19 protein-coding genes and 1 pseudogene are annotated in these 19,712 nt (G+C 33.9%); 4 read left to right on the top strand and 16 right to left on the bottom strand.

The genetic code is table 11. The features are described from left to right. Window positions 1-176: 176 nt before the first annotated feature. The 6 genes from G3O09_RS05490 to G3O09_RS05515 form a co-directional block, all read right to left on the bottom strand. Window positions 177-1,142, bottom strand: a complete 966-nt coding sequence (locus G3O09_RS05490; RefSeq protein WP_163100478.1) for an NAD(P)H-dependent glycerol-3-phosphate dehydrogenase — start codon at window positions 1,140-1,142, stop codon at window positions 177-179. A gap of 245 nt (window positions 1,143-1,387) precedes the next feature. Then, window positions 1,388-1,666 (bottom strand): hypothetical protein, encoded by a 279-nt coding sequence (locus G3O09_RS05495; protein WP_163100479.1) that lies wholly within the window; start codon window positions 1,664-1,666, stop codon window positions 1,388-1,390. Window positions 1,667-2,431: 765 nt separating this feature from the next. Continuing rightward, the gene (locus G3O09_RS05500) at window positions 2,432-4,768 is read right to left on the bottom strand and encodes a glycerophosphodiester phosphodiesterase family protein (RefSeq protein WP_163100480.1); all 2,337 of its coding nucleotides are present in this window, start codon (window positions 4,766-4,768) and stop codon (window positions 2,432-2,434) included. A gap of 1,012 nt (window positions 4,769-5,780) precedes the next feature. Beyond that, the gene (locus tag G3O09_RS05505) at window positions 5,781-7,028 is read right to left on the bottom strand and encodes a DUF4153 domain-containing protein (RefSeq protein WP_163100481.1); all 1,248 of its coding nucleotides are present in this window, start codon (window positions 7,026-7,028) and stop codon (window positions 5,781-5,783) included. A gap of 48 nt (window positions 7,029-7,076) precedes the next feature. After that, a complete protein-coding gene (locus G3O09_RS05510; RefSeq protein WP_017153334.1) occupies window positions 7,077-7,292 on the bottom strand; it encodes a helix-turn-helix domain-containing protein in 216 nt (71 codons plus the stop codon). Window positions 7,293-7,303: 11 nt separating this feature from the next. After that, window positions 7,304-7,786, bottom strand: coding sequence for a DUF2975 domain-containing protein (locus G3O09_RS05515; protein WP_163100482.1), 483 nt, complete (start codon window positions 7,784-7,786; stop codon window positions 7,304-7,306). Window positions 7,787-8,182: 396 nt separating this feature from the next. Here G3O09_RS05515 and G3O09_RS05520 point away from each other — a divergent pair, with 396 nt between their 5' ends. Next, entirely contained in the window at window positions 8,183-8,824 is a 642-nt protein-coding gene (locus G3O09_RS05520; RefSeq protein WP_163100483.1) for a GTP pyrophosphokinase, read from the top strand. 73 nt (window positions 8,825-8,897) lie between these two features. Here the strand turns inward: G3O09_RS05520 and G3O09_RS05525 are convergent. Together G3O09_RS05525 and G3O09_RS05530 are read right to left on the bottom strand one after the other, a co-directional pair. After that, a pseudogene (locus G3O09_RS05525) lies at window positions 8,898-9,029 on the bottom strand (recombinase family protein); the annotation flags it as partial. Window positions 9,030-9,536: 507 nt separating this feature from the next. Continuing rightward, window positions 9,537-10,214, bottom strand: coding sequence for a hypothetical protein (locus G3O09_RS05530; RefSeq protein WP_163100484.1), 678 nt, complete (start codon window positions 10,212-10,214; stop codon window positions 9,537-9,539). 106 nt (window positions 10,215-10,320) lie between these two features. On the opposite strand from G3O09_RS05530, the gene G3O09_RS05535 reads away from it, so the two are divergent. Beyond that, window positions 10,321-10,557, top strand: coding sequence for a hypothetical protein (locus G3O09_RS05535; RefSeq protein WP_163100485.1), 237 nt, complete (start codon window positions 10,321-10,323; stop codon window positions 10,555-10,557). Between the two features lie 474 nt (window positions 10,558-11,031). Here G3O09_RS05535 and G3O09_RS05540 read toward each other — a convergent pair whose 3' ends face one another. Beyond that, the gene (locus G3O09_RS05540; protein WP_163100486.1) at window positions 11,032-11,289 is read right to left on the bottom strand and encodes a hypothetical protein; all 258 of its coding nucleotides are present in this window, start codon (window positions 11,287-11,289) and stop codon (window positions 11,032-11,034) included. 16 nt (window positions 11,290-11,305) lie between these two features. After that, window positions 11,306-11,548, bottom strand: coding sequence for a hypothetical protein (locus G3O09_RS05545; protein WP_163100487.1), 243 nt, complete (start codon window positions 11,546-11,548; stop codon window positions 11,306-11,308). A 754-nt stretch (window positions 11,549-12,302) separates the two neighbouring features. On the opposite strand from G3O09_RS05545, the gene G3O09_RS05550 reads away from it, so the two are divergent. Further along, complete coding sequence (locus G3O09_RS05550; RefSeq protein WP_163100488.1) at window positions 12,303-12,575, top strand: hypothetical protein; 273 nt, start codon at window positions 12,303-12,305, stop codon at window positions 12,573-12,575. Window positions 12,576-12,755: 180 nt separating this feature from the next. On the opposite strand, the gene G3O09_RS05555 is transcribed toward G3O09_RS05550, so the two are convergent. The 3 genes from G3O09_RS05555 to G3O09_RS05565 form a co-directional block, all read right to left on the bottom strand. Beyond that, window positions 12,756-13,175, bottom strand: coding sequence for a VOC family protein (locus G3O09_RS05555; RefSeq protein ID WP_163100489.1), 420 nt, complete (start codon window positions 13,173-13,175; stop codon window positions 12,756-12,758). Between the two features lie 117 nt (window positions 13,176-13,292). Then, window positions 13,293-13,739 carry a GyrI-like domain-containing protein gene (locus G3O09_RS05560; RefSeq protein WP_163100490.1) on the bottom strand — a complete coding sequence of 149 codons (447 nt, stop codon included), beginning with the start codon at window positions 13,737-13,739 and terminating at the stop codon, window positions 13,293-13,295. A 203-nt stretch (window positions 13,740-13,942) separates the two neighbouring features. Then, window positions 13,943-14,350 carry a YbaN family protein gene (locus G3O09_RS05565; RefSeq protein ID WP_240338348.1) on the bottom strand — a complete coding sequence of 136 codons (408 nt, stop codon included), beginning with the start codon at window positions 14,348-14,350 and terminating at the stop codon, window positions 13,943-13,945. A gap of 227 nt (window positions 14,351-14,577) precedes the next feature. On the opposite strand from G3O09_RS05565, the gene G3O09_RS05570 reads away from it, so the two are divergent. Then, complete coding sequence (locus G3O09_RS05570; protein ID WP_163100491.1) at window positions 14,578-15,432, top strand: cupredoxin domain-containing protein; 855 nt, start codon at window positions 14,578-14,580, stop codon at window positions 15,430-15,432. A 176-nt stretch (window positions 15,433-15,608) separates the two neighbouring features. On the opposite strand, the gene G3O09_RS05575 is transcribed toward G3O09_RS05570, so the two are convergent. The 3 genes from G3O09_RS05575 to G3O09_RS05585 all read right to left on the bottom strand — a co-directional run bounded on the left by G3O09_RS05575 (window position 15,609) and on the right by G3O09_RS05585 (window position 19,559). Next, window positions 15,609-16,607: a zinc-dependent alcohol dehydrogenase family protein gene (locus G3O09_RS05575; RefSeq protein WP_163100492.1), complete on the bottom strand. Its 999-nt coding sequence runs from the start codon at window positions 16,605-16,607 to the stop codon at window positions 15,609-15,611. A 55-nt stretch (window positions 16,608-16,662) separates the two neighbouring features. Then, on the bottom strand, window positions 16,663-17,244 hold the full coding sequence (locus G3O09_RS05580) for a DUF4269 domain-containing protein (RefSeq protein ID WP_163100493.1): 582 nt from the start codon (window positions 17,242-17,244) through the stop codon (window positions 16,663-16,665). Window positions 17,245-17,324: 80 nt separating this feature from the next. Next, on the bottom strand, window positions 17,325-19,559 hold the full coding sequence (locus G3O09_RS05585) for a sensor domain-containing protein (RefSeq protein WP_240338349.1): 2,235 nt from the start codon (window positions 19,557-19,559) through the stop codon (window positions 17,325-17,327). Between the last annotated feature and the right edge of the window lie 153 nt (window positions 19,560-19,712).

A 19,712-nucleotide genomic window follows, 5' to 3' on the forward strand; every position in this document is an offset into this window, starting at 1 on the left:
AGTGAAGTATGCATTGGATATTACCGTTATTCGGTCTTTAATTATCCTCATTCGTTCCTTGGTTAGAACAAGACGGAGCAACACTGACAACAATATAAGTAGCATATATTATCCATAACTTTAATATAACCCTTCTGGATCACCGCCCCCTCTAGCTCAGTAAGTTAATTTATAATTTATTGAAACTCAAATTTTACTGGTCTTAAGAATAATTCTTCTAACGTTTCCTTTGCATTCTTATTTTCAAATAATATCTCATATAACGCATTACAGATTGGAAGTTCAACAGCATAATTTTTAGATAATTCTCTTAATGCCTTAACTGTAGAAACACCTTCTGCGAGTTTTCCAAACCTTTCTCCCTCTACGTACGCTTGTCCAAATTTCCTATTATGGCTATGTATTGAGAACAATGTTGCTTCATAATCTCCTAAATGACTTAATCCGTATATAGTTAAATCATTCCCTCCCATTGCTCTTACAAGACGAGAAATTTCTCTTGTTCCTCTTGCCATAAGTGAACCTTTTAAACTGCTATAATTTAATCCATCTAACATGCCTGCTGCAATTCCAATAACATTTTTTGTTGCAGCCCCTATTTCATTCCCTATTAGATCTTGACAATAGTAAAACCTGATTAAATCACTATTAAGCTCTTGAACAATCATTTTTGTTGTTTCAACATTTTCAGAACCAATAACCATACAATTTGGTATATTATTCACAAAATCTTGTACATGTCCTGGTCCTACCCAAACTGCTACATTCACATTTCTTCCGACTTCCTCACTAAATACTTGAGAAAGTCTCTTTCCACTTGAGGCTTCAAGTCCTTTCATACATAAAATGAATGTTTTTTTATGTATTTCTTTAAAAAAACTTAATTGCTTAGCAAATGACCTTAATTCTTGAGCGCTGATTGAAATAATTATTATTTCTGCATATGTTATCGCTTTCTCCAATGAGCTACTTAATTCTATTGTATCTGGTAATGAAAGATAGTCATTTTTTCTAGTTTCATTTAATCCAACAAAATTCCTTGAATTTTCTCTCCCCCATAACAATACTTTATGTCCAACTTTCTTGACATACCAAGCCATAAAAGTACCCCATCGCCCGCATCCTAAAACTGATATGTTCATTAATTTCCACCTTTACCCTTTTTTTAATTCTAATTTTAATTCTTCCCAAGAGAGTAGGGGGCCACTTTTTAGTGGCCATCAATGGTTATATTCGACTAACTATAAAAAAATCCTTGTTCTACTAACCTGCCCATTTAGTACAAGAAAAAAAGTTGCCTCAATGACAGCTTAATTATTAAATTCGTACACCCTTTAAACTCAATAAAGAAGCTAACTAAAATTGCAACAGGAACCTATTTGGATTACTAATTTGATTTTATAGGAACTGATTTTCTTTTCTCCCATTGAGTACTATTATTACTAACCCAGTAATCTCCCGTGTTTTTATCAAAGACAATAAAATAATCTTGTGTAATGTCTATAAATTCGTATCTGTTGGTTACTTTTTCAGGTTCATTTTGTTCCATTACCATTTCAAAAGTTTTTTCTGAACTAGAGGTTATAGCACGGGATATAATCCAGGAGCCAATTACAATACAAACTCCTAAAAATAATATGGCAAGTGATTGCGGATTATTTCTCATACAAATTCCCCCTTAAATAGATATATGTAATTTTATTCATCAACTTTTAGTTATATAAATAACTTCAACATTTTCAGGTGATTTCTTCTTCAACTAAACTCCCTTTAGTCGAACAAACAAAAAGACAGTCGCAGCGATCACGCTCATTAATGTTGTTTTATAAAAAAGTTTGATCAAAAATACCTCTTATTGTGTTGATTTCCCCAATATAAAAGAGCCTGCTTTTGAAAAAAATTAATCAAAACAGGCTCTTTAATTATTTCACGAGAACGATTTTAATAAAAAGTTTGATCATTTTCTACCTGTGTTGCTCAACAATCGTGTCCTTTTCTTGAATAAATTCGACACCAATTCTTAATTTCTCCAACAAAAAATAAAGTAGGCAGTATAGAATGTGCAACTCTATTACTGTCTACTTAATCGTTCAATTTCAAATTCACTCTATAATCCCGTTTATTTAATACTCAGTTTTATCATCAACGATCTTCTCTGTATTTTGACCTTAGCTATCTTAGATTTTTTTGTAATTTCTCTTGGCTATTTTCCTGATTGTTAAAAAGAAAAAGTCGTGGCTATAACGAAATACTCACGACTTTTTCTGGAATTTTAAAAATGAGTTTAAATTTGTGTCATAGCATTCTTGATATAGTCAGAAAGTTGTTTATCTACCTCAAATTTCTCACCAACTCAGGATTTTCTTTATAATAATGTTCTGCTGCTTGGGAAATCTAAGGATCCCCACCAGTCTATTTAATCCATGCATTTTTATTCTGTAACAGTTACTTCAATTGGTTCTGCCACTACATTCCATTCTTTACCTAACATCGTAAATGTGTGTTTTACGAAAACTTGTGCTGTTCCTGGCGCTAATGCTTCAATCGTGTTTCCATTTACGCGGACAACCCCAGAATCTTCAATGGTGTAAAGCTCGGACTCAATGTTTTCTTTTTTATCAATCCGATAATCAACAAATCCTTTTGCTTGTATTGTCGAGGTTTTTCCTACATACAAGTTAACCTTCTTAATTGGTGTTTCAAGATTAATAGGTGAGTGAGTTAACCATTGCGTGTAGTCTGTAATTGGTCCAATTATCCCTTCTTGCAATTTATCGCTGAAAGATTCCTCATCTCTAAAGGTCCAATGCATATTCAGCATTCCACGCTGACGCATAAAGGTGTTAAATTCTTGATAAACACTGCCATAGTTAGCATTTAGTGTGACGTTTTGGCTTGTACCATAATCTAGCATTTTTTGAGCATTTTTCAATTTTCCAGCTTCTGATCCAGGTACACCTGCTGAGAATAGGTACCCTACAGGAATTTCAGGTTTCAGCTTGTTCATCTTAGTCATGCTACCTAAATTAAAACTTTGTAAGACCACTTGATCGACCATATTTTCTTCTTCAATTTCTTTAATCACTTGCTCCTCGATTCCAGTGTCTTTTAACTCAACAAGCAAAACAATATCTTTTCCTTTAAATTCCTGTAAAAACTCCTTGAAGGTTGGCACTTTTTCTCCCTTGAATTCTGGACCAAATTTTATCCCTGCATCTAAAGCGCGAATCTGATCAAGTGTTAAATCACGTACTCGGCCTGTTCCATCTGTGGTACGATTCACTGTATCATCGTGCATAATAACGAGGTGAGAATCCTTCGTTATTTTTAAGTCTGTTTCAATCATATCTGCACCGAGATCATAAGCTAACTTATAGCCCACTATTGTATTTTCCGGAGCCATCGAAGGTACTCCACGGTGAGCTGCAACAATAGGTCTTTGTATAATCGTGTTTTCTGGGTATTCGTTAAGTGCTTTTGCTGAATACTCTGGCGTATTTGAAATAATACCGTCTACACCAAGGTGAATCATTTCATGGGCAGAATTCTCAGAATCAGCGCCTATACTCCAAACAGAAATTGTTCGACTATGTAAATAATGAACAATTTCTTGGGTTAAAATTTTTTGAGGAATAATGGCTACTTTTCCATTATGTTTATGAATGTCTTGAGCAAACTTCTCTAATTCGTTTTTATTTAGAGAATTCTTATTATATAATATTCCGCCTCGTGCAGTTGGATAGTTCGTTCTTAATTCTTTCAGAATAGAAGGATTGCTTGAGATAAAATGCACATCATTGGTTTGCGTTTCTTTTAATTCTGTACTAATTGCTTCTTCAAGACCATCTTCTTCAACTTCCAGGATTGGAATTCTTTTATTTTTGATAGACTTTAATACTTCACTTAGCAATTTATTGTTTGTAATTAACTGCCCATCTTGATTCATTTGAACAGGGAGCACGACAGAAGAAACTTGTGCTGTTGTATCCATGACTGAACTGTCAGCTATTAATGTCGGTGGATTGATGATTTTTGTTTCAGGTTCAGCTGGAATGAAAGCGCCACCGTTCTCAATTGGAGGAAGTGCTTCAGATGTTGTCGTTACTTTCACATTATCAAATTGGACATTTACACCGTTTGCTTGGAAACCAACATCCCCGTTCATCCACTGATTGGCCAGATCAGTATCAATAACCAATTTTCCATTTATAAACTGCTGAACACGATTTTTATTAGCTACAACTTTAATTTTGTAGGTCTTATTGAATTCAAATTTTTCAGGATAAAAATTTGTCTCAGGAACAACCCATTGATTATTCGTGTTCCTAATGGCGAACTCCAGTCCATTCAAAGCCGTTGTTCCCCTGCGGATAGCAAACTGATAATAAGGGTAGTTTTCAGACTGGATACGATACATTAATGAAGCCCAACGTGTATCCTCAATTGCTGACAAAAATGTCATTTCAGCTTCAAACACATAATCCCCAGATTCAGTTCCAAGGGGTATAATGACTCTAGATGGACTTGAAGACGAAGGAGAAGAGAGTAGAAGTTTGCCATCCTTTGCTACTGCATTTCCTTGGATTAATTTCCACCCTGCTGGAAGTTGCCCATTGGTTATTTCGTCAAAATTTTCGTTTACCAGCACATTCCCCAATTGATTGGCAAATGCCGTTGTTTCCATGTTGATAAATGAAGGGATTGTACTAAAAACAAGAGTAGATGCCACCAAAACTTTTGCTACAGATTTCTTTCCAGATTTTTTCACGTACTGTTCCTCCTACAAAATAAGTTTAAAAAACAGTAATAAATTCTATATCTAAAAAAATTTTATCAGAATAGAGAAATTTTGAATGTTAAGAGTTTTTTGTAGGAGAAAAGATTTATTCAATGATATATAATGCCTAAAAACAATAGATTTACAGGGTGGTTTTGCATTTTATTACAGTCAAATAAAGTCTATAGTTATAGTTCTATATATTCATGGACTTCAAATAATTACCGTTTCTTAACATTTCCTTAATAAAATTCGACAAAAAAATTACAATTTCTGATTCGGTGAATGTGCCAAGATACATGAAGTTTCGGTTCATCCTCTGTCAGCCAATACTGTAAGCGTAAATTCTCACTCCTTTTCATCGAGCTTATAACACTTTTATCCTTACTAAAACAATTGCTATCCGACTAAGACAGGTCCCTTCAAAACAGTACTCTGTCATTTGGCTCTTCGATATAATCCTTAAATTTCTGAAGGAATTGTCTAACTTTTATCTGAGTAATGTGACCTTTCTCAAATTAGGTTAGAAACGTTTCGCACCACAATCTGGTCCTATTTTAAAAAAACGTCCTTCTTAGATAAGAAAGGCGCCCGATTGATGAGCAAAGATCAACCAGGACTCTTTCACTAAACTGCCCTTTTTGTTCAATAAGTAAAAAAGCCACCTAAACGGCAGCTCCTGATTTTAAACTAACGTCCCCTTTATTGTAAGTACATCTTTTCACATTTAATCTAAATCAAACTCAACTTAAAACATGTAAGTTTAGCTTATCAAATACGTTTCATGAAGTCCTTCTTCGTTGGGAACATGAAACTGGACATATTTTAAAGAATCCAGTTGCAACAATATATTATGTCTTCTAGTTTGAATACCCTCTTTTTAACTTTAGTAATGAAAATAAGCCAAAACTATGCAACTCTGTATAAAAAGCTGCATAATATCGGCTCTAAGGATTTTATACGTTATAGAAGATTAGTTTTTCGTTACATTAACAGAGCCTTTCTAATTAAAAATTATAGGAAATGTAAATGTAACGAAAGCTGCCCAAAGTCCGTAGACCGGCAAATACTTAGTAACGGCATCTTGGATAGTTGAAGGTCCGGATTTGTTTTGTAGAAAACGCATATAGGAGAGCATAATCCAAATTAGATTTGCCCAGATAAGTATGTTTACTCCTAAAACAGCAATTCTATTAGGCGTAATCCCATAAGAAGAAAGTCTGAACACGATGGCTGACAAAGCCACACTGTCAATAATAAGCGCAAGAACAATTAAGGCAAAATTTATATAATCTGAAATGTTCTTTTTCTCGTCTGAGTCGCTCTCGGTAATGGAAAATATGGTAACGGCCAATACACCAAGGAGTATTCCGTTGAAGGCTATCAGGAAATTGCGGTCCAAGAATGGATTTTTTCCGACCCATATAACCGTTATAAGATAGACCAACAATGTGACCAGGACAAGAGGACTAAAAATTTTAGCTATATATGGTGTAATATTCTTAGCAAGTTTAAGATTCATTGATACCAGGTATGCAGCCACAATAGCGAGAGCGGCAGCACCAAATAAAACGACATTACTAAAATAGAAGTCTTCTATATCCAAGCCAATAAATCTAAATAACTGCATGGTTAATGCTGCTAGTACCATTCCGCTAACTGCCATGCTGGCGTAGAGAATACAATATTCCAAATTAAATTTAATATAGGCTAATCTTGTACTGCCTTTTGAATATTCATTTCCTGTAAATGCAAGCCCTACCAATACCCATAAGAATATGGGAAGGTGTAAATAAGCAAGAATAATACTGTCTTTATAATTTAATGGCAGCATATTAAGATAAAACCCGGAAATTAGGAACAATGCTGCAAGGGAATAAATAACACTTTTTTTCGGAGTATTATTGTAAACAAAATAGGCAGCAATAAAGGGAATTATACCAAAAGCCAGGTTAATTGGAGCAATTGCTTCCTGTTCGACAAAATGGAAAATGATCCTGGTGCTTATCCCAGCCAGAATGGCTAAAATGCTCATGAATAGGAAACCTTTTTGAAGGAAGGAAGATTTTTCTGTATTTGCCGTCTCCTTGAAATACAATCTTTCATACCAAACGCCAAGAACCTGAGAATCAGGATTTTGTTCCCATGCGTGTGAGAATGACTTTTTAAACGCTTTCGGGTCTTTTCTATACATTCTCTCCAACTCAAGAGGGTTTGCAATATTTTCAATAATCAAATTGTTAATGTCCATAGTTATACCTCCCCTAATAATTGTTATATTAAGTTTCCTCCACAATGTTTAACTGTCTTCGTCACTTTTGTATTCTAAAATATCTCCAGGCTGACATTCTAAAGCCTTACAAATTGCCTCTAAAGTGGATAATCGAATCGCTTTTGCCTTTCCATTTTTCAATATAGAAAGGTTCGCCATGGTTATTCCAACCTTCTCCGAAAGTTCTGTTACGCTCATTTTCCTTTTTGCTAACATCACATCAATATTGATTATAATTGCCATTGTTATTCACCTCAGACCGTTAAATCATTTTCTGATTTGATATTTATTGCTTCTTGTAAAAGTTTTTGGAGAACAGCCGCAAAGACTGCGATAACCATCGAAGCAAAAGGAACAACCAATCCGACAAAGATAACTCCTGGTGCATCGTCTACTTCCGCAAAGATATAGAAGAGCGGCCAAACTAGCACATGCAAAATACTGATTATGATGGCACAGTATTTGATTTTCTTTAAAGCTTTTACAGATAAATCGGAGAAAGCTTTATTTTTGTCAATATAGCGTAAGAGTTTGAAAGCCTGATACAAAGCAAAGGAAAAAGGTATCGCCGATGCATCAAAAGCGGTGAAAACGAGATATTTTATAAAAGCAAACTTTGGAAGCAATTTTGCTGCAAGATTCGCCATCTCAGGCACCAAAAAGATGCACAGAGCAAGAACTGGGACTCCTAAAAGAATAACAGCTATTTTTAAAAACAATGTTGTTACTTTTTCCATAAAAAGCACCTCACTTATTTATTCTGATTTTGATTTTAATATATACTTTATCGTTTTACAATAAATTTTTATTAATTTGAATAATATTTTTGTTGTAGTTTTTTGTTTTAAGCAAAAATAAAAAGCATTCCTTATTCAAAGAAATGCTCTATAACTTTAAACCATTAAATTTATTACTTGTATAGCTAACATGCCCCTTTAGCTGAAAAAAAAGCTGCCAAAATTACAGCTCTGATCTTCAACCAACGCCCCCGTTACTTTAAGTACATTTTTTCACAATCTTATTCACTCTGTTGATAAATAATCAGTAAAAGCAACTTTTACAAAAATGGAAAGTTTTTTTTTTTTAGGGTATCTTGGTTATGATAACAGAATAATAACAGGAGGGCTGTGGACATGCTGAAAAAAAAGATGAAAATCGAGGTTATTCAAAAAGTATTAGACAATTGGAGGGGGTTCTTTTTACCTTACCAAATGGCATTACATGAATTAGAAAGTGATTTCAAGGTTATTGACTTAGAATGGAAAACACAATATGGCTATTCTCCTATTGAACATATGAAAACACGTATGAAAAAATTAAGTTCTTTGGTGGAGAAAATACAAAGAAAAGAAATTCCTTTAACACAAGAAGCGGTGAGGAATGAAATAAGAGATATTTTGGGAGTTAGAATTGTCACAAGTTTTATTGATGACGTATATATGTTGAAGGAGCATATCGAGCAACGTGAAGACATTCGAATGATACGCGTAAAGGATTATATTCAGGACCCGAAAATGAGCGGATATAAAAGTTTGCACCTGATTGTAGAAACCCAAGTCATCCTATCCAACGAAATAATATGGGTTCCTGCAGAAATACAAATTCGTACGTCCGCTATGGATTTTTGGGCATCCACCGAGCATAAACTAAACTATAAATATCAAGGCGAGACTATACCAGAGGATGCTCAAAAGCAGCTAATTGAGCTTGCCAAAGCTTCTTCCTTAATGGATAAAGAAATGTCAAGATTAAGAACAAAATTACTAGCCAATTAAGCAAACAATCGTGACACCTTTCTCATTTACAACCTTAAGTCAATCTGACAAATAAAAACACTTAGTCTTAGAATCTAAGGGTTTCATCCTTGTTCCGTCCAAAACGATCCAGTGAATGAATGTAAAGAACATCCCCTTTCCGGATCATTCGTTTTACCAATTGATATCGTTCTCGTTCAAAATTTTTCCCACTTTGTTTATCCATACTTTAACGGACGTTAAAAGTAGGTGATTTTATAAAAAAATGCGCCGTTCGCAAAAATGTACTTTTACGAACGACAGGAACAACACTATACCTCCCATATCGGAAATTTTATACTCTAAGAGAATTCCAACCTAAAAAGTCGATCTCCTCTACGTGAACTGACCCCATAAAGTTAGACAGGTTATTTCGTTAGGCAGCCCGTTGGGCATGAGCTCGGTATTGTACCGGGCTCATACCTTTTAATTTACCTTTCTCATATGTCACAGTTTTTGTTTAAAAATAGGGAGCAAGACAAAAAAAGTATGATTATATAAAGAATCATACTTTTAAAAGGCCACCAATTGGCGGCCTTCTTATGGCGCTAACGCCCCCGTTTGTTTAAGTGTAATCTTTCACAAACAATTGAATAACGCTCCTGACAAAGTATTTTAATTATCCCATTTCTCAACCACAACAACATTCTATTCAATAACAGTTAGTTAGGGTTCATCATCCATGAAACTTAGCTTAAATCATTTCTTTCTTTTGTTCATCTTCCATTCTTTTTACCCATTCTGGTGGATGTTGGTCTTGATTCTCATAATATACTTCAACGGCATCCTTTTCCTCCAACTGGGCTAAGATATCATGAATATCATTTTGATTCCCAAAAATATTTCCAAATCCCTGGTTAACCTTTTTATGGCTTTTAAAGTCTGTTGGGAAATTATTACCAAAATTCACTGCCGAAGCATCTTCAATGGTACCAATATTAATGTCACGAATTGTAAAATTTGAAGACAGTGTTTTTTCAGTCTTATTTGTTTCTTGATTATTAATTAACCTGTATGGGACACTCCTACCGTCAATTCTAACTGATATTTCTGATTCCTCATATTCATTATTGATTGCCCGATAGTTTTGACTCACAGAAGTAGTTTTTTTATTTTTCTTTCCTTCAGATTGAATTGAATTCCTATGAGGAGGAAAAATGTTGCCAATATTTAGAATTCCACTAAGTTCCTTAACATCAATATTTTCTAAATGATATGAAAGTTCATCCAAGTTCAGTGTTTGAACGTTCTTTATCTCTAAATGGATGGGATTTGGTGCTGTCCTTTTTGATAATTCATTAAAATTCCTCTCTAAATTTGCAAGTCTACTTTCAATGTTTTGGAGTAGATTGATGAGCATATTTTTATCCATACAGTATCATTCCTAATTAAATTTATCACTTAAAGCCCATCTGCCACATATGATGATTAGTATTAGATTAATTACATTTATGCTTCAAATTTAAAAGGGAGGAATTATGAAAGTAGATCTTAGTTCTCCGCAGATCTTTTTTGATGATATCACGATAATTAGAGTTGAAGATAATGCAGGGGTTTTTATTGGTAGAAACCATCAATTTAACTGGAAAACCACTATTAGTAGTAGTAATTCCGGTTTCGGTACAGTTTCGGGAAACGATAATCAAATCTGCAATAATAAACACTTCATTGTTCGGGAAGAAGATTTAGTGGATCTCCACGATAAGGAGCATTAATCCAATTTAATACAAACAGTTTTTTCCTGTACTTTTATTCAAGTATTCTTCCTAGCGCCTCTAACAATAGTGGTATTATTTAAAATTTTATTAGAATCACCCATTACTCTCCCGAAACCGTCAGAATTTTGACATTTATTATTCCATTTATATTGGATATTAACTCCATAAAATAAACCTGAACTGTTTTGAATCTTATTAACTTTTATTGAATGATATTGAATATTGACCATAGATTAACACCTCACAGATGGGGACACATTTCATGTATAAGTTCTATTGTATGATTATTATGACGATAATTATTAAAGTATTCTCCATTACCATTTAACGTAAAGTTTATTTAACGATAAGGATTTTGGACTCGAAAATATCCTAGAAAAAAACCATCTTTTTTTTAAAGATGGTTTTACCATTTAACGATATTATCTATTCAAATGCCAAAAAGATATTTAAATAATCGATAGGCCTTACTTAACTTTGTGTCAACGGTTGATTTTGATATTGATAATTCATATGTGAGGAAAAATCCGCATCATTAACATCATTATCGTTAATCACATTTGCAATATGACGGGCTATATTATTATAACCAGTTATTTCACCTAATCCTAAATTACTTTTCTTATTCAATTGCCAATTTAATTGCGAATTGGTCCCAGTGAAAACACCAGAATTCGATGCAATGCTGGAAATATTGATATTTGTAAATTTGATGATTAAATTTTCCATTTATATTCCATCCTATTTAGAATTGAGCCGTCGGCTGAGGGTTAATGGCTTCTGGCTGCGTAATAGGCATGTCACATAGATCCTGATCATTAATTATATTACTACATCCTAGTATAGCAGCATTTACGAAACTTCCGATTCCAGAGTTAAATTTCCCTTGGGCATTCCAATCTGGCTGACTATTTTGGCCCGAGGCAATTATTGCATTCGAAGCCATACTAATCACATTAATTTGATTAAAAATCACGGAAACAGGCATGATTCCTTCCTCCACATCCTAAATATTTTGATTTAGTATATGCATGCCCTTTGGGTATCGTGATATCTTTAGTATTAGCCATTAAGTTAGGAAAGCAAGCATAATGGGCTGTGATCTTCAATTCTTGCTCATTGTTTCATCCATAAGAACATAGATATAATTATTAATCAGTGGACTTTATTTTCTTTTTCATCAGGTTATTACTAATTATCTCAATGAGTTGTTCTTCGTCTTTAATATTCTTATTTGCATTTATTTGTTCAAAAAAATCCTTATTCGAAATAAAGGCATTACGACAAAAATCGGACTAAAATCTGTTAAAATGCCTGCTATTTTAATAACGGGTTCCGTTTTGGAGGAGAAAACTTAAAATAACATTGTATTTAGCAGATAAAATTGCAAAGGAAAAGGCAGCCAATCTCGCTGCCTTTTTTGTATCTTTAGAGAAATTTTTCTTCATTCTAAAAAATATTTGAATAATAAAATTAAAAGATAATGTTGATAACTCATCAAATAAGAAAAGAACCCATTTATGAGTTCATTTTGTAGTTTCTTATTTAGTTAAACAAGCACAATCCCTTTTTAAGCACATTATCTATTGTGCAAATAATAATAATTAGGATTTCTTTCGATTTTAGACATTTTGCTTAAACAAGCATCCCATAAATACTAAAATATTGAATTATTTTTGAACCCTAAGCATAAATTTAATTAGAATTTCTTCATGTTAAATTGAAAGCAGAGGAGCGTATGTATGAATAATACACCCAACTCAGAACAAAATGACCAACCAACATTACCTTCTAGTATCAGACTTGACCTTATTGCAGCTCTTATTGCTACAATTGAAGATTTTTTTGTAATCCTATCAATTCTAGAATCTATAGATGAATTTATAATTGCTGAAGAAGAAGAGAAAAAAGCTCAAAAAGAATTAGATGAAAAGTTTCAAAAAATACAATTGCAAATTGATGAATTGTCCAACGAATTATCTAAAATGAAATACCAGAGTTATAAATATCCATAAAATATAAAAGATTGAGTTATTCATTAACCAATGTTATTCACTTTATTCGTCAAATGCACATAAAAGAAATGGCTTAGTTATTTTTTCTTTTTGCACTTACCTGCCCTTTAGTAAAAAATAGAGCACTCTTAAAAGGAAAAAATGAAATAATCGTTCTCGATTATTGCACCAAGGATATATTTATTGATTAATTAAGCATTTCTCCTTGAAACTTGGACTTAATTCACTCCAAACATCGAATTTGTTTCCATCTAAATCATAGAAAACAAAATTCCTTCCTGAGTGTCCTCTGTCTTCAATTTCTCCAACTCTCATTTCTTTGTTAACAAATTCATTATGTAACGATTTTAATGCACTTAGTCCATTAACTTCAAATTTCATCGAGAAACGTTCCTGACCATAAACATCATAGAAATTTGAGGTTTGGCCCTTATTTGATCTAACTAAGAAAATGCTTTGATTTGCAAGGTTAAGAATAGCCTTATCATCATCCTTATAACTTATCTTAGCACCTAAATTAGTTACATACCATTCTGTAGAAAATTCAACATTGGTGACTGGGATATAAGTAGTTCCTACTCTTAATAGTTTTTCACTCATCTTATTTTCTCCTTTAAATTACTTCAATATTTCTTTCTTCTCATATACTTATTTTCCCTTTTTATACTTTATTGAACTATCCAGCCTTTATGTTGATGTAGATATTAATTTCTACTATTAGGCATGAATTGGTAAGTAAATCTGTACCTCTTCTTCTACTTCCCCAATAGGGTGGTATGTCTCGATAATATAAGAATCGAGATCTCTTTGATAACCTTGTTCTTCTGACCAATTCAACAAATTCAAATGGAGTTCTCCCAAATTAGATATATTCCCTCTTGTAGTTATGTAATTTTTATTTTTTTCAATATAATGCATTCCTGTTGGTACTTCATTTAATTTTTCACTGACAATTAAACCTACATAATAATGACCTATCCTATGATTCTCATCCTTTTTAGGCTCAAATAATGCAATTTCGGTTTCTGTTGGATTTAAGATTTCGTTTGAACGACTTAATAGTTGTTTTGCAAGCAAAGGTACTTCATTACCAAAGTTAACAAACTCCCCACTACCTTTTAATCCAACAAGCTTAAACTCTTTTTTCACCATCATAAACGACATATTAAACTCTCCTTTTCATAAAAAACCCCATAATATTCTAATTTATTTCTTCAACAAAAAATCCTTACTTCCTGCAAAGAAGTAAGGATTTCATACTAATTTAAACAACTGTTATTCAACCTGCCCCTTTAGATCCATAAGAAAAAGAGCTGCCGAAGCAACTCCCTAATTGAAGAAAAGGACACGTTATTTGAAGGGAATTTTCAAGAAGCTCTTTGTTTCGTACTGTTTCGGTCAATTGTCTTAATTTTTTTAATGAAATAATAATGTTTGTAGAGGCCCAGCAATACCAACAGGATTTTCACTAAAAGGATGTCCACATAAAATACAGAAATTACAATGAAGAAATCGGCAACTAAATTGATTCTGATTTTCTCTTTTCGAGTCATACCCTTTTTTTGTAGGAATGATTCAACGTATTTTTCATATAATGAGGTGCGTTTGAACCAGTTTTCAATCGACTTGGAACTTTTCGCAAAGCAAAAAGCAGCAAATAAGTAAAACGGACCGCCCGGTAGAACTGGTAACACAGTCCCTGCAACTCCAATCACAAGAGATATGGATCCAAGAAGCAAAAATAGGATACTTTTTACTTTTTTAATTGTAATCACCTTTTTATTTATATTCTAATCCCTTATAACGTAAAGAGGAAGTCCAATTTATTCAATATCACTGATTAGTATCTTACCATTTTCCTGCAACTGAATCTTCTACTATTTCCCCCTTTAGATAATTCACAATTTGTCCCTTGTTTCCATGAACTCTTATACATATACTTGGTAAGTATATTTAACTTTGAATTCAATTATAGAGATTTAAGATATATGGAGGAAACAGGATGTTGATATGGATTAGTATTACATTAGTAGTTCTCTTAACCAGTTATGTAATATATTACACATTCCGAAATAGGGATAAGCTAACCTCCATGCCTGGAATGATGATAAGTATGACGAATTCCATGATGGTTAGTATTGCATTCGGGACTATTTTAGGAACTCTTATACAAAATAAAGATTTAACCATCCCAACGATTATTTCTGTTTTAATAGGTATGATAGTTGGTTATTTAACAGGAAGACCTATTTCCCTTATGGCCTCATTAGATGGATTGGGTGCAGGCATAATGGGTGGAATGATGGGTTCTATGCTTGGTGTTATGTTACAACCAAAATCTTCTGAGATAATGATCTATTTTATTGATGTAGTCTATGTATTGGTTATTATTTTACTTATTCGTTTAATTGAGGAAGAATCAAAGTCGGATACAATCAAACCATCCACTCCTAAAAAAAAGCCTTTAGTAGCCAATCCTATAGTATTATTGGTTCTGTTAATATTTATGGGTATTCTTGTATTCGGAAAAGGTACCGTATTTTCAAATACAAGTGAACCTGGAGTTAAGGATGTAAAATTTGATACCCCAAGTAGTCAAATTTACGAGGTGGTGGTAACTCCTACTGCTTATACACCAAACAACCTTGTTGTTAAGTCGGGAACACCCTTTATTATTAATTTTAAAACAGGGATAGTTGGTTGCACTGGTATCATTTTATCCGAGGAACTTGGGTTTAATATTGCGTTAAAGGAAAATACAAACAACTATATTAATATTAAATCTCTGAAACCTGGGACTTATCATTATAATTGTGGAATGAATATGTATAAAGGAACCATAACTGTAGTCAAGTAATATACACATCCCCCCTTTGGGGGGGTTTTCTTCAACTAATCTGCCCCTTTAGCACCAAAAGAAAAAACTGCCGATATGAAAGCCTTGATCTCAGCACTTGCCCCCATTAGCTGAAAAAAAACAATTTATTTAAGTGTTTGTATTTCTTTAATTTCACATAGTAAGAAGGTGGTTTATTACTTTCTTTGACTAGTTAAAAAAACTTTCCCCATATTCCCGTTAGACGATGTTACAGTCGATATGGCTTCTTTTATATCTTTTAATTGGTAATGATGAGCTGGCATCATCAAATTTAGATTCTTTTGTTCAATGAATTGAATTAATTGATAAAAGGCTTCTTGCCACAAGGAAGGAGAAACTTGTGCATTCCAATGTCGAAGATGGAACAATCTTACCTGTACATTTGTTTTCTTAGAGATTGCTTGCCAATCAACAGGAACACCAGATAGTAAGCCGATACTCAACAAAACACCACCTGGCTTAATACAAAATGCCAATTGTGTCCCATCCTTGCCACCAATAGAATCAATCGCTGCAGTTACTCCAAGTCCATTTGTTATTTCCATTATCGTTTCATAGAGGGGCTGTACAGTCGTATTAATTACATTTGAGGCTCCTAGCTCAAGTAATTCAGCGTTATATTTATCATCCCTTGTTACTGCAATCAAGTGAATACCGTTGATTTTACAAAGCTGCGCAAAAATCCGTCCAATCGAAGAGCCACATGCATTAACCACTACCACATCAAATGGTTTTAATGTAAGTGTTTCTGAAATAGATAGCCACGCAGTAAGTGGATTGATATAAAGTTGGGCAGCAGTACTGTCAAGAATGGAATCCGGAACCAGTACGGCCCAATCTACTGCTGTTCTCACATATTCTTGCCAAGTTCCTTCACCTCTTAAGGGTAAAACTCGGCGCCCAAGCAATTCCTTAGGGACGGATGCACCCACCTCTTCTACAATCCCAACACCTTCATAACCAGGAATAGTAGGTAATGATATTCGATGGGAATATGCCCCTTTGATTGGGATTAAATCTGATGGGTTTATGGGCCGATGTAACATTCGTACAAGAACTTCTCCACTCAATGGAGGTGGAATTACCCTTTTTTCAACGACTAAAACATCTTCAGGTCTGCCAAATTCATAGAATCGAACACATGTAGCTTCCATTAATAAGCACCTCTCCCTTACGCAACTTATCTCAGTGGTAATTAACTCTTACATTCTATCCCTCTCCTATTTTCAAATATACAGCCTGACGTAGCGACTCTTCATCCAATTCGAATAATCGTAATAATTCTAGATATGGGTCTCCCTCTAGTTTCAATAAAGTGGCGAAAGCTGGCTCAGTCTTTATTCCTTTTCTTTTGAGATTCCGTATGTACTCAAAACTTTCTTGACCTATTATTTTTATTAAACGGCTTTCTATAATCATATGCTTGTAGCCATTTTGCTCCGTTGTTGGGATTGATTGTCCAAATATTTCAATCGGCCAGCCTTCTAATTTGAAGTTAGCAACTAATCTTTTAATACCATTTACTTCCTTTACAATACAAGAGGAATCATTCAGTTTACAGAATAAACTATCCAATTGTGCTTGTACATTTTTAAAATCATAAACTTCACATATAATGTCTACATCGCTTTCCGATAGGTCAAGATTGATAGGAATCGTTCCAACGATGATTGGGTTGTGGTCTTTCAATAGGTCTAGAATTTTTGTATTTTGAAGAAGTTCATGCAACTTCCTTTGTCTCACGGCACCCTTTAACAAATAATCTATTTGAATAATATCTATATCACTCACATTACCTTCTTCTTTCTTACATTGGAATAAAATAAAAAAAGAAGCGTTGGCATGGTACCAACCACTTCCCTACAACTTCCTTAAACCACACAAGAATTCTTTTTTAACAAATTGCAAATCTCACCTGCAGGCAATGGCTTACTAAAGTAATATCCTTGTCCTTTTTTACAGAAATTCTGGATGAGGAAATGGACCTGCTCTTCCTGTTCGATTCCCTCTGCAATCACACTGAAATTCATATTTTGTCCCATATCGATAATGGCTTTTACGATAGATCCTTGATGATTATCAACTAAAATATCATCGATGAATGATTTATCTATTTTTATATTATCGATTGGAAGATGTTTTAAATAACTGAGAGAAGAATAACCCGTTCCAAAATCATCGATGGAAAGCTTTACTCCAATTTGTTTCAGTTGATCTAATATTTGTGTCGATCTATCTATGTTTTGCATGATGCTTTCGGTAATTTCAAGCTCCAGGTATTTAGGGTCAAGTCCCACAGTTTGTAGTGTATCGCTGATGTAATCGACAAAATCGTCTTCTTGAAGCTGTCGGACCGATATATTCACTGCGACAGGTATAAGTTCTAAACCGCCCCGTTGCCAAGCTTTATTTTGCTGGATTGCATTCTTCAATATCCATTTTCCTAACTGGACAATCAGTCCTGTTTCCTCTGCTAGTGGGATGAATTCACCAGGAGAAATGATTCCAAGCTCAGGATGATTCCAACGTACTAAAGCTTCGACACCTACTATTCTTTCAAATTCCAGATCAACTTGTGGCTGGTAATGGAGAACTAATTGGTCATAATCCAAGACTTTCCGCAATTTATTCTCTAATTCCATTTTTCGCAAAGTTGGGCCATCATGTTTATCCGTATAAAATTGATAATTATTTTTGCCTCTTTCCTTTGCTATGTACATCGCTGTGTCTGCATGTTTAATCAACGTATCAATGTCTTCTCCGTTATCTGGGTATAAGCTGATTCCAATACTTGGTGTTACGTAAAATTCTTCTTCCTCTAATATTAAAGGAGATGAAAACTCCACTAAGAATTGATCACATACTTCCACGACGGTTTCCTTATTGATATCCTCTAATAAAATAATGAACTCGTCTCCACCTTGACGGAAAACCATACCAATATTTTTGGCAGCTAACCGTAAGCGTAATGCTACTTGTTTTAACAAAAGATCTCCAGTGGTGTGTCCCTTAGTATCATTGATCACCTTGAATCGATCCAAGTCTAAAAATAGCACAGCAAACGGTTCAGGGTTACTATTGGCCAGTATTTCGTTCAAATGATCTCTGAATTTATTTCGATTGGGCAGTCCTGTTAATGAATCAAAATATGCCATGTGCTGGATCGTCTTTTCTGCTTTTTTACGTTCTGTTATATCTCTACCTACTACTTGCATAGCAGGTCGCCCCCCATACAAGATGGGCATTGCTGAAAACTCTACATCGATGGCTTGACCATCCACTCGGATTGCCTGTCTTTCCATTCGAATTTTCTCAAAATAATTAGTATCTTTAGTCCGGATTAGACTTTGAATCTCATTAATGGTCTGCTCTGAAGCATAATTCCCTATGTTTTTACCGATAATATTACTCGTGCTTCGTTCCCCTACTAGCTTGCAACCCGCTTCATTGATATACTCAATGACTCCTTTACGAATAACTGCAATGATGTCAGGTGACATTTCTACTATACTACGATATTGATCTTCACTTTCTCTTTGATCAGTAATATCAAAGAGGACACTTGTAAAATCAACAAACTCTCTCGCTTCGTTTAAAGTTGGGAACCCGCGATCTTGAATCCACCTGACCTTGCCATCAGGACGAATAATCCGATAAATGCTAGTCACAGGCTCTCCGATTAATAACTGTTGTTCTCTATCCGAAATGACAGGTAAATCTTCTGGAAGTATCACTTTTTTCCAAAGGTTAAGATCTTTATAGAAATCTTCAGATGAGTACCCATACAATTTTTCTATGCCCGGTGTAATCAGCAATATATTTGTTTTCAAATCATGTGACCAGATAGCAACATCTAAAGTATCGAAAATATTATTTAATTTCTGGTTACTCTTTTCTAATTCTTGTGTAGCAGTACTAAATCCCTTCAGCAAGAAAAATACAATGGTTAAGGTTCCCAAAGTCAAAGCAATGTGGATGAATTGATAATACCAAAATTGTTTATGAAAAAATCCTTCCATTACAAGGCGTGATAATTCGAACAAAAAGACAAGTGAACTTAGGAATAAAACCTTTTTCTGCTTCTTAATTGTGAACTTCGATTCCATTGATGCACTCCCAATGACCTAATGTTTTAATTAAATTTTCCACTATTATGTACATAAAAACAATATGGATTTGTAAATAATATGCAAATAATAGAATCTTTTCTAGTTCTTATACTGACGTTTAAATAAAATTCGTTAAGTCAAGGATGCTAC

Source organism: Peribacillus alkalitolerans (assembly GCF_010882125.1).
Lineage (GTDB): Bacteria > Bacillota > Bacilli > Bacillales > DSM-1321 > Bacillus_BN > Bacillus_BN alkalitolerans.